Origin of the sequence: Nitrospirillum bahiense (assembly GCF_007828025.1) — a bacterium.
GTDB classification, from domain to species: Bacteria; Pseudomonadota; Alphaproteobacteria; order Azospirillales; family Azospirillaceae; genus Nitrospirillum; species Nitrospirillum amazonense.
Genome location: NZ_VITO01000006.1, coordinates 43,152 through 55,456, shown reverse-complemented (window position 1 = coordinate 55,456; position 12,305 = coordinate 43,152). Strand labels below are relative to the sequence as shown.

Here is a 12,305-nt window from a genome sequence, read left to right as displayed (position 1 = left end):
TCCCCTGACACGCCGGCCACTGGCCGTCCGCACGCGGCACCTGGAATGCCGTCCATCGGCGCCGGACGCATGGTGCCGGCCGGCGCGCGGCTGGGTGCGCCCCTGTGGCGCCGGCTGTCGCCCTGGGACGTGGCCTTCTGGCTGGTCATGGCGGTGGCGGTCGTGGTGGTGTCCTGCACCTTCCCCGACTTCGGCATCACGTTTGACGAGCCGCTGCACGTGGAATATGGCCAGCGGGCGCTGGAATGGTACGCCTCGCTGGGCAAGGACCGCGCGGTCCTGGAATTCCAGAACCTCTATCTCTATGGCGCCCTGTTCGACACGGTCGAGGCGCTGTTCGAAAATCTGCTGCCGCTGGATGTTTATGCCACCCGCCGCCTGATCGGTGGCCTGACCGGCCTGCTGGGGGTGCTGGCAGTGCGCCGCATCGCCAGGGATATGGCGGGTGAGGAGACGGGCGCGCGCGCCGGGCTGATCGCCGGCCTGTGCCTGCTGCTGATCCCGGATTGGTGGGGCCATTCCTTCGCCAACCCCAAGGACGTGCCCTTCGCCGTCGCCGCCGCCTGGACGCTGTCCTGGCTGGTTCGGGTGGGGCGCAGCCTGGACACCGACGCCAAGGGGCCCTCCCTGGGCTCCATCGCCATGCTGGGCCTGTGCTTCGGCATGGCGCTGGGCATCCGCGTGGGCGGCGTGCTGCTGGCCGGCCCCATCATGCTGACGCTGATGGCCCACCTGGCCAAGGGCGTGCTCGCCGGTGACAATGCGCGGCAGACGGGCGCCACGGCTTGGCGCCTGGTGCGCCGGATGTGGATCGCGGTGCCCATCGCCTACGTCGTCATGGTGGCGGCCTGGCCGTGGGCCCAGGTGAATCCCCTGCGCCACCCCATGGAGGCGCTGGCCGAGTTCTCCAAGTTTCCCATGGATTTCACCTTCACCTTCGCCGGCGTGCAGGTGCGCACCACCAACCTGCCCTGGTGGTACCTGCCCGTGGGCTTCGGCGTGAAGCTGCCGGAGGTGGAGCTGCTGGGCCTGGCCGCGATCGCGGCCTTCGGCGCCGTGGCCGCCCTGCGCCGGCCTTTTCCGGCGGGCGTGCGCCTGGACGGCGTGGCGCTGACCACCGCCGTGCTGCTGCCGCCGGCCGCCGTGGTGGCGACGGACGCCGTGCTTTATGACGGCATCCGCCACATGCTGTTCCTGATGCCGCCCCTGGCCACGGCCGCCGGCCTGGGCCTGAACGGCCTGCTGACGCGCCTGCCCCTGCGCTGGCCGCGCAATTTCTGGCTGAACCCTTTCATGGCCGCGCTGCTGGTGGCCTGCGCCGCCGTGCAGGTCGGGTTCATGGTCCATCTGCACCCCTATGAAACCATCTGGTTCAACCGCTTCGCGGGCGGCGTGCGCGGCGCCGGGCCGAAGTTCGAGCTGGACTACTGGGGCAGCTCCCTGTCCGAGGCGGCCAAGCGCCTGACCGACACCATGGTGAAACTGGAAGGCCCTCAGGCCTTGACCCAGCCCTACCGCATCCGCGTTTGCGGCCCGCCAACCTCGGTGTTCCACTACCTGCCGCCGGCCTGGAAGCCGACGCGCCGCAATACCGGCCCGGTCGATTTCTACCTTGCCTTCACCCGCTGGGCCTGCAAGGAAATCCCGGCGGGCCAGGACATCGTGCGCATCGAGCGCGATGGCGAGGTGCTGGCCTATGTGCGTGATTTGCGGGAGCCGCCGCAGTAGGGCGCGGCCCCTGTACAACGTCTCAACCGGTACTAGGACGCGACCGCGTCCGCCGGAGCGTTTTGGGAAGCGTAGCGGACTGAAACGCGAGGCAGCCAAGGCCACGGATGTGGCCGCCCGGCGCTTGAGGGGCCTTTGATCGTCCAAGATCAAAGGCATAAACAAGGGAGATCGCCAGATGAAGCTGTTCGGCCTTGCGGGGTGGAGCGGTTCGGGCAAGACCACCTTGATGGTCCGGCTGATCCCGGAATTGACGGGGCGCGGCTATGGCGTCTCCACCCTGAAGCACGCCCATCATGATTTCGACGTGGACCAACCGGGCAAGGACAGCCACCGCCACCGCACCGCCGGCGCCACCGAGGTGCTGGTGGCCTCGTCCCGGCGCTGGGCCCTGATGCATGAGTTGCGCGGCGCGGCCGAGCCGACGCTGGCCGACCTGGTCGCCAAGCTGTCGCCCGTGGACCTGGTTCTGGTGGAAGGGTTCAAGCGCGACCCCATTCCCAAACTGGAGATCTGGCGGGTGGAAAACGGCAAGGCGCCGCTGTTTCCGGATGACCCCACCATCGTCGCGCTGGCGGCGGACGGCCCGCTGCCGGTGGAGGTGCCGGCTGGCCTGCCGCGTTTTCCCCTGGACGCGGTGGCGGACATCGCCACCTTCATCCTGGCCCATGTCGGCTTGTCCCATGTCGGCCTGCCGCCCCGCGCTGACTGAAAGGCGGCTGATTCCCATGCCAGGCGCCGCCGACTGCTACCCCGACACCTTGCTCAGCGTCGACCAGGCGCGGGAGCGGCTGCTGCGCGCGGTCGCCCCCGTCGCAGGCATCGAGAGCGTGGCGTTGGATGCGGCCGACGGCCGCGTCCTGGCCCAGGATGTGGTGGCGGCGCTTAGTTTGCCGCCCTTCGCCCAGGCCGCCATGGATGGCTATGCGCTGGACCATCGCGATGTCGCCGGGGTGGCAGGCCCGGTCAGCCTGCCCCTGTCGGGGCGGGTGGCGGCGGGGGACGCGCCCGGCCCCCTGGTGCCCGGCACCGCCGTGCGCATCTTCACCGGCGCGCCCTTGCCCGATGGCGCCGACACCGTGCTGATGCAGGAGGATGCGGACCTGGATGGCGACGTGCTGCTGGTCCCGCCCGGCCTTGCCCCCGGCCGCCATTGCCGTGCGGTGGGGGAGGATATCGCGGCGGGCGCGGTGGCCCTGCCGGCGGGGCGCCGGATGTCGCCGGCGGCGGTGGCACTGGCTGCCGCGCTGGGGGAGCGGACCCTGGCGGTGCGGGCGCCCCTGACCGTGGCCTTGCTGTCCACCGGGAATGAGGTGCGGCCGGCCGGCGAGCCCTTGCCCCCCGGCGCCGTCCATGACGCCAACGGCCCCCTGCTGACCGCCCTGCTGCGCCGCCTGGGCTGCCGCGTGGTGCCGGCCGGCATCGTCGGCGATGATCCCGCCGCCCTGACGGCCACCCTGTCCAGCCTCAGGGCCGACCTGATCGTCAGCAGCGGCGGCGTCTCCGCCGGGGAGGAGGATCATGTGAAGACGGCGGTGGCGGCCCAGGGCGGCATCGACTTCTGGCGCCTGGCCCTGAAGCCGGGCAAGCCGCTGGCGTTCGGCCATATCAAGGGGGGGCATGTCGGGAACACCCCCTTCCTGGGCCTGCCCGGCAACCCGTTCGCCGCCTTCGCCGCCTTCCTGGCGCTGGGCCTGCCGTTGGTGCAGCGCCTGTCGGGCGAGACCATCGCCGACCCGCCTCGCCTGACCGTGCGCTGCGGCTTCACCCACGGCCGCGCCCCGGGCAAGCGCGAATACCTGCGCGTGGTCCTGCGGCAGGAGGGCGCCGACACCGTGGCCCATCTGGCCGGTGCCGGCGGCAGCGCCGCCCTGTCCTCCCTGGCCCTGGCCGACGCCGTGGCGGAGGTGGAGGAGGCGCGCGACAGCTTGCGCCCCGGCGACCCGCTGACCATCATTCCCCTGCACGGGCTGTTCTGACGGCGCGCGCCAGTAAGTCCTACGGTATCGATGTCATTTCCCGTATCCTGCGGCAAAACAAGGCCCAGGGAGGGGACATGACCAGGACGACATCCATTCACACCATCGCGTGCGCCGGCCTTGTGGCGGCGGCGCTGCTGTTCACCGGGGCGGCCCAGGCGGCCGATACCGCGCCCTCACCCGTGGGCGCGGACGGCAGCGTCACCCTGCCGCTGGCGCCCGGCAGCCTGGTCCTGCCCTTCTCCTCCTACGCTTCGCCCGAGGCGCGCGACTGGTTCAAGCATTATGCCGACGTGCACGCCCCGCCCATCACGGACGTGCCGGCTAGCCGCGCCTTTTACGATCGCATGAACACGGATCGCGCCAACCGTCTGCGGGCGCTCTATCCCGTCACCGTGACCGACCAGACCATGGGCGGCGTGCCCACCCAGGTGGTGACGCCGGCCCAGGGGGCGGCAGGGGGTCCGGCGGTGGCGGACCGGGTGCTGATCAACCTGCACGGCGGCGCCTTCCTCTGGGGGGCGGGGGCCGGCGGGCTGGTGGAGGCGGTGCCGGTGGCGGCCCTGTCCCGGATCAAGGTGGTGACGGTGGATTACCGCCAGGGGCCGGAGCACCGCTTCCCCGCCGCCAGCGAGGATGTGGCCGCCGTCTACAAGGAATTGCTGAAGACCTACAAGCCGCGGAACATCGGTATCTACGGCTGTTCCGCCGGCGGCATCCTGACGGCGGAGGCGGTGGCCTGGTTCCAGACCCACGGCCTGCCCCGGCCGGGCGCCATCGGCATCTTCTGCGCGGGTGTGCTGGATGGTGGCGGCGATTCCCAGGCCTGGTCGGCCCTCTACGGCGGCCAGCTGCCGGGCCCCGGCCTGCGCCTGGTCGACCTGCCCTATTTCCAGGGTGCCAACGCCCAGGACCCGCTGGTGCTGCCGGGGATGTCGCCGGAGGTGCTGGCCAAGTTCCCGCCCACCCTGCTGATCACCGGCACGCGCGATTTCATGATGAGCGACACGCTGCGCAGCCAGGATTTGCTGGAACGGGCCGGGGCGCGGACGGAACTGCACGTCTGGGACGGCATGGTCCACTCCTTCTTCTCCGACCCGGAATCGCCGGAGGCGCGGGCCGCCTACGACGTCATGGCGCGCTTCTTCACGCGGGAACTGGGCCGTCCGTAAGACCCGAGGTCAAGCGACCAGGGCCAGCAGGGCCAGCAGCAGGAACAGCGTCTTGCGCATCATGGCGGGGGTGCCTTTCGTCCGGCGTGCACCCTATGGGTAAGTGGCATGGCTCAGCCCCACCACCCTTGGTGATGGGACTGAGCATGCCGGTGAATGGCGGCGACGGCAACCTACCGCGACGGCGCTACCCTATTGTTTGCCTGTGATAATTCGGTGGCCCATGGGGCGCTGGCTACGGCTTATGTCGCAGCACCCAGCCCGCCAGTTCATCCAGCGGCGCGGGGTGCCCGTCGCCGTCGCGGAAGCGTACGGTGGCGCTGTGGTCGGGCCAGGCCACGGTCAGCTGGGTTTCCAGGGCGTCGGGATGGCCCGGTCCGGGAAAGGCGGGTGGCTGGTCCGCCATGTCGGCGGCTTGCAGCAAGCGCGACAGGGCTTGGCGTTCCGCTTCGTCCAGCCCCGCCACCTCCACGCTGACGGTCGGCCGGCGCAGGGGGAAGGCGATGCCGCCCTGGCGCTGGCATTCGACGACGACAGGCAGGGGCAGTGCGGGGGCCGGGTCTGTGCTCATGGCGGCAGCATGGGTCAAAGGCCAACGGCCGTCCAGGCGTCGTCCACCGCCTTGGTGGCGGCGTCACCGTATTTCCGCGCCACGTCGCGCGTGGCGGCGGCGGCGTCCTTGAATTCCGACCACAGCTGCAGGCGGGTGGTCAGCGTCTCGTACCAGATCAGGCCCGCCACCTCCCACGCCTTGCCGCCGATGGCGGTGGCCGCCAGATAGAAGGCATGGTTGGGGATGCCGGAATTGATATGGACGCCGTAATTGTCGTCCGACCCGCTGTAATAGTCCTTCATGGTCGCGGGTTGCGGATCCTTGCCCAGGGTAGGGTCGTCATAGGCGGTGCCGGGCGCCTTCATCGACCGCAGCGCCGTGCGGTTGGTGCCGGCCTTGGGGATCAGCAGGCCCTCGCCGATCAGCCAGTCGGCCTGGTCCGCCGTTTCGCCCGCCGCGTACTGCTTGATCAGCGAGCCGAAGACGTCGGAGAAGGACTCGTTCAGGGCGCCCGATTGGCTGGAATAGGTCAGGCCGGCGGTGAACTGGGTGACGCCGTGGGTCAGTTCATGCCCGATGACATCCAGGCATTTGGTGAACCGGTCGAAGATCTCCCCATCGCCGTCGCCATAGACCATCTGCTGGCCGTTCCAGAAGGCGTTGTCGTAGTCGGTGCTGTAATGCACCGTGGAATCCAGGCGCATGCCCTTGTCGTCCACGGAATTGCGCTTCATCACGTCCAGATAGAAATCATAGGTCTGCCCGGCATAGGCGTAGGCCTCGTTCACCGCCACGTCCTGGCCGTCCGGCTGCCCCTCCGACCGCACCAGCGTGCCGGGCAGGTCGCCGCCATGCTTGGCGTCATAGACGCTGCGCTGCTTGGTGCCCGTGCCCAATCCCGCGAAGGCGAACTGGTTCATGCTGTCACGCATGCCCCGCAACAGGCCCTGTTGATAAAGGTTGCGCAGGGCGCGCTTGCGCAGGGTCGGGTCGCTGGCGTTGGTCGCCACATGCTCCATCATATGCGGCGGGATGATGAAACAAACATGCGGGGGGCAGCCGGCGTGCTGGCACATGGGGCGGGCCTTTCTGCGCTGGATCGGGGAAACCAGCGTGGCACCGCGCGCCGAATGCCGGAATAGCCGCCAAGGACATATCTCCGCCTGTGCTGGCCCTACGCTTGGATCGGTGGGGCTAATCCCTTGGAGAGGAAGGCGGACGCCGCGTCCAGGTCGTCGGGGGTGTTGACGTTGAAAAAGGGATCGACCGGCTGGACCGGGAAGTCCACCAGGGCCAAGGGCTGGCGCGCCAGGAAGGCGCCGACCTTGCGCAGGTCCTCCCCCACCAGCGCCTGGCGCAGGCGGTCGGCCAGGCCCACGGGCCACAGCGCCACCACCGGATGCCGCCGTCCGCCCGAGGTGGCGCAGGCCACCCCGCCCGGGGCCGCCGCGTCCGCCAGGCGCGCGGCCAAATCCAGGGGCAGGAAGGGGCAGTCGGCCGGCACGCTCAACACGTGGGTATGGCCGCCCTGGGCGCCGGCGTATTCCAGCCCCGCCAGCACGCCGGCCAGCGGCCCGGGATAGCCCGGCACGCTGTCGGCCAGGACGGGCAGGCCCGTGTCGCGATAGCGGTCGGGGTCACCGTTGGCGCTTAAGGCCAGGGTCGATACCTGGGGGGCCAGGCGCCCGCGCACATGGGCCAGCAAGGGCCGGCCGGCCAGGATCAGGCGCGCCTTGTCCACCGCCTGGACCTCATCGCCGCCGAAACGGCGGGCCAAGCCACCGGCCAGGATCAGGCCAAGTATATGGGTCGTTTCGCTCACGGAATATAAAACAGGCGGAAGTCTTCAACGGCGGTGTGGGTAGGACCCGTCCCCACCAGATCGCCCAAGATCTGCGTCATTTCGGGATTTCTCCCGGCGCCGGCTTGGGCCCGGACGTCGCCGGTTCCGCCTTGGGCGCCGGCTTCTCATCCGCCGGCTTGGCCTTCTCCGTCGTCTTTTCCGGCGCTTCGAAGCGGGGCGACTTGGCCAGCAGGCGGCCCTTGTCCAGCGCGTGGGTCAGCACCAGCGATTCCAGGGCGCCCGCCGGCTGGTCCGGGTTCAGGTCCAGCGTGTCCTTGTTCAGGGCGTAGATGGTGAAGACATAGCGATGGGTCTGGCCCGGCGGCGGGCAGGGGCCGCCGTAGCCCTTGGGCCCGAAGTCGTTCAGCGCCTGTACCGCCCCCTTGGGCAGGGCCTTGCCGTCGGCCGCCCCGGCCCCGGCGGCCAAGCTGTGCACGCCGGCCGGGATGTTGAACACCATCCAGTGGCGGAAGCCCTTCTTGACGTCCGCGTCCATGATGATCAGGGCGAAGCTCTTGGTCGTCGGCGCCTCCCCGCCCCAGCGCAGGGCGGGGGAGAGGTTCTTGCCGCCGCAGCCGTCGCGATCCCAGGCCTGGGGCGCGGTCAGCGTGCCGTCAGCCGCCAAGTCCGGGCTGCTCAGCCACATGCCGGCGTGCGCTTGCCCCGCCGCCAGCCCGCTGGCCAGGCCCATGGCCAGGCTGATGCCCAGGACCAGCCGGCGCCTCATGCTCATACCCGTTCCGTCATGCGCCGTTCGCGCAAGGGACGCTTCACCCGGGCCAGGTTTTCACCCAGGGCCGTGCCCTGGCGCAGGGCCACGGCCACCTGCAGCACGTCGATGACGGCCAGGTGCGACAGGCGCGAGGTGCGTGGGGTGTAGATGCTGGTGTCCTCATCCACGTCCACCAGCAGGGGCACGGTGGCGCGCTCCGCCAGCGGCGACCCGCCTGAGGTGATGGCCACCACCGGCGCGCCGCCGTCCAGCGCCAGATCGACGGAACGCAGCAACTCGCGCGTGCGGCCGGTGTGGGAAATGGCGATGACGGCGCCGTCCGACCCCAGGATGCTGGCGGCCATGGCCTGCACATGCACGTCGCTGTGGGCGATGACGGGCACGCCCAGTCGGAAGAATTTGTTCTGCGCGTCCTGCGCCACGATGCCGGAGGCGCCGAAGCCGTAGATCTCGATGCGCCGCGCGGCGGCCAGGATGTCCACGGCCCGGCTCAGGTTTTCCGCGTTCAGCTGGTTGCGCATGCGGGAAAAGGCGCTGATGGCCCGGCCGATGACCTTGGCCGCCACCTCCGCCACCGGGTCGTCGGGCATCAGGTCGGCATCGACGAAGGGCGTGCCCGTGGCCAGGTCCTGCGCCAGGCGCAGCTTGAAGTCCTGATAGCCGCTGCAGCCGATGGACCGGCAGAAGCGCACCACCGTGGGCTGGCTGACGTCGGCCTCGCGCGCCACCTCCGCCACCGAGGCGGTGACGACGGCGTGCGGCCGCTTCAGGACGATTTCCGCGATCTTGCGTTCCGACGGACGCAGACTGTCCATCATCCCGCGTATGCGACCCAGCATGAAGCTAACCCCCGACCCTGCCGATGACTTCACGAAGGAACCAGGCGCGCTGCTGCGGCGTTCCTTCCTGTTTGTAGTGAAATTACCGGAAATTATGCGGCCGTGTCACGCGCGCCGTGGCAGCGGTCCCATAAGGGTTAAAGGCCCGCCACGCGCTGCACCGTCCAGAACAGGCCGGTGGCGGCGATGAGGGAGGAGGCGGGGATGACCACGCGGCGGCGGTACCAGGGCTTGTCCCGGTGCCATAAGGCCAAAGCGGCATAGGCCGCGGCGATGATGGACAGCTGCGCCAACTCGATGCCGACGTTGAAGCTGACCAGGGCGGGGATGACGTCGCGCCGGGCCAGGTGCAGGTCGGCCAGGGCCCCGGCGAAGCCCATGCCGTGCAGCAGGCCGAAGGCGAACACGACCAGGGGGCGCCAGGGCGTCAGCCGCGCCGTCAGGATGTTCTCCACCGCCACATAGGCGACCGACAGGGCGATCAGCGGCTCCACCACGCGCGACGGCAGGCTGATCACGCCGTACATGGTCAGGCCCAGGGTGACGGAATGGGCCAGGGTGAAGGCCGTGACCTGCACCAGGATGGAGCGCAGGCGCGTGGTCAGCAGGAAGATGCCCAGCACGAACAGGATGTGGTCCAGCCCCTCGGGCAGGATGTGCAGGAAGCCCAGTTCCAGGTACTGCGCCGCCAGCCGGGGCAGGGCAAGGGGGGCGGCGTTGGCGGCCAGGGCGAAGGGCGGGCTGGCGGCGTCGCCCTCCAGCCATTGGGTTTGCGGGGTGCCGCCGGCGGCGTCGGTGAAGACGACGCCGTAGGTGCTGTAGACCAGGCCGTAGCGCCAGGTGATGGCATGCGATCCGGGCGGCAGGCGGCCGCCGGCGTGCAGCACGACGAAGGCGGGCAGGGTGATGTCGCTGGGCATCTCCACCCGTTCCACCGCCACCGTGGCGGGTTGGGCGGCGCCGTCGGCCTTGAGATCCACCTGGGCGGCGATGGCGGCGGCGTAGGCGGGCAGGATGGCCCGCACCCGTTCCGCCGTCAGGTCGCGGCTCAGCGGCTGGCCGGCCGCCGCCTCCAGCTTGTTCACCAGGGCGGTGGGGGCGGTGGTGATGGTGGCGGACCAGGCGTCGCCCGGCCCCACCGTCAGCTGCACCTGCGTGGTGCCGATCTCATGCGCCTGGGTGCCGCCCGCCAGGCACAGCGCCAGCAGCAAAGCCCAAAGCCAGCCCTTCATGACGGGGCTCCCGGCCAGTCGAAGGTCAGTGAGGCCCAGTGGCTTTCCCAGTCCCGATGATGCAGCCAGTGGGCCAGCGTGCCCGCCCGCACCATGTGCACCGACCGGATCAGCCAGACGCCGCGCTGGGGCAGGGGAAAGGAGAAGGCGCCCTGGGCGTCGCTGTGCGTGGCCAGGCGCACCGCCGGCTGGCCTTGCAGGTGCGCGGTGACCACCGCCCCCGACACCGGTTGGCCCAGGAACAGCACATGGCCGCGCACCGGGCCGGCACCGGCCACCGTGGGGTCGGCGTCGGGGACGATCTCATAGGTGAAGCCCTGGGGCCGGGTCACCGCCGGGTCGGCCTTGGCGCCGGCCAGCAGGGACTTGGCGTAGCGGTAAAAGCACTCGCGGCCCGGCTGGCCGCTTTCGCCCAGCCGTTCCCGCTCCGCCACGATGCCGTCCAGGCCATATTGGCGCAGATAGGCGGTGAAGCGCTCGGCCGGCAGCTCGATATAGCTGCCGCCGCCGGTATAGGCGATCAGGGCGGTGGCCCGGCCATCGGCGCGCAGGAAGCCGGCCGGGTCGATGTTGTCGGCGCCGCCCACCGCCTGCTCCTCCCCCGCCTGGCGGACGAAGAAGCGGTCGATCAGGCTGGCGGTGCGGGGCACGGGGTCGCCGATGAAATTCTCCCCCACCCTCAGGCCCACCGCCACGGCGGTACCTGGGCCGGGGCGGAAGGTGGACGGCTCGATCCAGAAATCATGCGCCAGGGCGCCGGCGGTCCAGAAGGCTACCGCCAGCGCGGTCAGGCAGGCGCGTCCCGTCCCCATCAGGCGTCAATCCGGCGCCACCACCAGCGCAACAGGTGCCGGACCAGGCGGCGGATGATCTCCACGATCCCCCAGCTGACCAGCAGCAGCACGATCACGCCCAGGATGACCCAGGGCAGGACGCTGTGGGCGTTGGACGGCGCCGGCGTCTGATCCGGCCATTGCGGCGCCAGATAGGGCCATTCGGCACTGAAGGGCTTGTCGTTCACCGTGGCGCGCGGGTAGGGCCCCTCGATGAAGGAGATTTCCTGCAGCAGGCAGTCGCCGAAGGCGCAGGTCTGGGCCACCACGTCGTCGGTCAGCAGGCGGCCGTTGGGGTACCCGACGGGGAAGCGGTCGGTGTAGACCATGACGTCGGGCTGCAGGTCATAGGGCCGCAGCTGCAGGGTGAACTGCAGGAAGTCCGCCGCCGCCATCGCCCACCATTCCTTGGCGCTGTGCAGGTAGTTGTAGATGTTGTCCAGCTTGGCCTTGCGCGCCATCAGCGCCTTCAGCTGGTCCTTGGGCGGCATCGTGTTGATGAAGCCGAAGCGCGGCAGCTGGGTGCGGATGGACCGGCCGACGTGGTCGATCTCCGTCCCGTCCTTGGCCGTGGTGCCCCACAGGATGAAGTCGTGCTGGTCCGCCGGGAATGCGCTCTTGGGGATGCGCATCACCATGGCGATGACGTTCTTCTTGAAGAAGCGCGGGAAGATGAAGGGGTCGTCGCGCACGCCGAAGTAGGTCTTGATCTTGTCGGTGTCCTTCAGCCCCGTGTAGGTGACGCTCCGCACCGTCACGTCGTCCTGCAGCTTCACCTTGATGGTGACGTCGGGATGGATCTGGTCGGGCACCAGCACGGTGCCGCCGTACCGGGCGCGAATGACCGGGTCCTGGAAGGACAGCGGCGTGGTGAGGTCCATGTGGATCTCATAGTCATACGGCGCCAGGTCATACGGCTTGGGCGCCAGCAGGGCGCGGTTGACGTCGAAGATCAGGATCATGTCGTCCCCGTCCGGGTAGAAGAACAGATCCGTGATGTTGGCCGTCGGGTCGGTCAGGTTGGTCGGGTCGGCATGGTCCGACGCGCGCGCAGGTTGTGGGCTCGCCAGCCCGAGGCATGCAACCAGCGCGAGCCCCGCCAGTCGCACCCGCCGCAGCGCTTTTCCCAGGATGTTCAGGCCCCTGGTCCTGTTGAAGATGCGCCCCATCGTCTTCCTCCGTCAGTCCCGCCAGGTTCGTGCGATGTGCAACATCGCGTTGATTTTGAATGGAATTCAGGCTTGCTCAGCCACCGGTGCCCCGCCGGAAGGGTTATGCCCTTCTGAAGGGCGGTCCTACACTTTAGGGGTGGAGGCCGCATATCAAATTCGAGATAAACGGCGTAACAACAGGAACTATATTTCCTGTAAGTTGTATCTTTGGCTTGAGACTA

Annotated in this window: 12 protein-coding genes; 4 read left to right on the top strand and 8 right to left on the bottom strand. The window is 69.5% G+C overall.

All coding sequences use genetic code 11. The features are described 5' to 3' along the window. Positions 1-45: 45 nt before the first annotated feature. The 4 genes from FBZ88_RS10220 to FBZ88_RS10205 all read left to right on the top strand — a co-directional run bounded on the left by FBZ88_RS10220 (position 46) and on the right by FBZ88_RS10205 (position 4,879). Positions 46-1,728: a hypothetical protein gene (locus tag FBZ88_RS10220; RefSeq protein ID WP_145616721.1), complete on the top strand. Its 1,683-nt coding sequence runs from the start codon at positions 46-48 to the stop codon at positions 1,726-1,728. A gap of 178 nt (positions 1,729-1,906) precedes the next feature. After that, on the top strand, positions 1,907-2,440 hold the full coding sequence (mobB, locus tag FBZ88_RS10215) for a molybdopterin-guanine dinucleotide biosynthesis protein B (RefSeq protein WP_145616720.1): 534 nt from the start codon (positions 1,907-1,909) through the stop codon (positions 2,438-2,440). A gap of 16 nt (positions 2,441-2,456) precedes the next feature. Then, a complete protein-coding gene (locus FBZ88_RS31295) occupies positions 2,457-3,707 on the top strand; it encodes a molybdopterin molybdotransferase MoeA (RefSeq protein ID WP_186464317.1) in 1,251 nt (416 codons plus the stop codon). 77 nt (positions 3,708-3,784) lie between these two features. Then, positions 3,785-4,879, top strand: coding sequence for an alpha/beta hydrolase (locus FBZ88_RS10205; protein WP_145616718.1), 1,095 nt, complete (start codon positions 3,785-3,787; stop codon positions 4,877-4,879). A gap of 235 nt (positions 4,880-5,114) precedes the next feature. On the opposite strand, the gene FBZ88_RS10200 is transcribed toward FBZ88_RS10205, so the two are convergent. The 8 genes from FBZ88_RS10200 to FBZ88_RS10165 form a co-directional block, all read right to left on the bottom strand. Further along, positions 5,115-5,450 (bottom strand): protealysin inhibitor emfourin, encoded by a 336-nt coding sequence (locus FBZ88_RS10200; RefSeq protein ID WP_145616717.1) that lies wholly within the window; start codon positions 5,448-5,450, stop codon positions 5,115-5,117. 14 nt (positions 5,451-5,464) lie between these two features. After that, on the bottom strand, positions 5,465-6,508 hold the full coding sequence (locus FBZ88_RS10195; protein ID WP_211102603.1) for a M4 family metallopeptidase: 1,044 nt from the start codon (positions 6,506-6,508) through the stop codon (positions 5,465-5,467). Between the two features lie 98 nt (positions 6,509-6,606). Next, positions 6,607-7,254 carry a molybdenum cofactor guanylyltransferase MobA gene (mobA, locus tag FBZ88_RS10190; RefSeq protein ID WP_145616716.1) on the bottom strand — a complete coding sequence of 216 codons (648 nt, stop codon included), beginning with the start codon at positions 7,252-7,254 and terminating at the stop codon, positions 6,607-6,609. 76 nt (positions 7,255-7,330) lie between these two features. Continuing rightward, entirely contained in the window at positions 7,331-8,008 is a 678-nt protein-coding gene (locus FBZ88_RS10185; RefSeq protein ID WP_211102602.1) for a YbhB/YbcL family Raf kinase inhibitor-like protein, read from the bottom strand. Continuing rightward, a complete protein-coding gene (gene hexR / locus FBZ88_RS10180) occupies positions 8,005-8,847 on the bottom strand; it encodes a transcriptional regulator HexR (RefSeq protein WP_088873663.1) in 843 nt (280 codons plus the stop codon). The genes FBZ88_RS10185 and hexR overlap by 4 nt, the downstream gene beginning before the upstream one ends. Positions 8,848-8,984: 137 nt before the next feature. After that, positions 8,985-10,079 carry a HupE/UreJ family protein gene (locus tag FBZ88_RS30780; RefSeq protein ID WP_246138601.1) on the bottom strand — a complete coding sequence of 365 codons (1,095 nt, stop codon included), beginning with the start codon at positions 10,077-10,079 and terminating at the stop codon, positions 8,985-8,987. Continuing rightward, positions 10,076-10,891 (bottom strand): DUF4198 domain-containing protein, encoded by an 816-nt coding sequence (locus FBZ88_RS10170; protein WP_145616715.1) that lies wholly within the window; start codon positions 10,889-10,891, stop codon positions 10,076-10,078. Before FBZ88_RS10170 ends, FBZ88_RS30780 begins: the two co-directional genes overlap by 4 nt. After that, entirely contained in the window at positions 10,891-12,081 is a 1,191-nt protein-coding gene (locus tag FBZ88_RS10165) for a hypothetical protein (RefSeq protein ID WP_186464316.1), read from the bottom strand. Before FBZ88_RS10165 ends, FBZ88_RS10170 begins: the two co-directional genes overlap by 1 nt. Positions 12,082-12,305 lie beyond the last annotated feature (224 nt).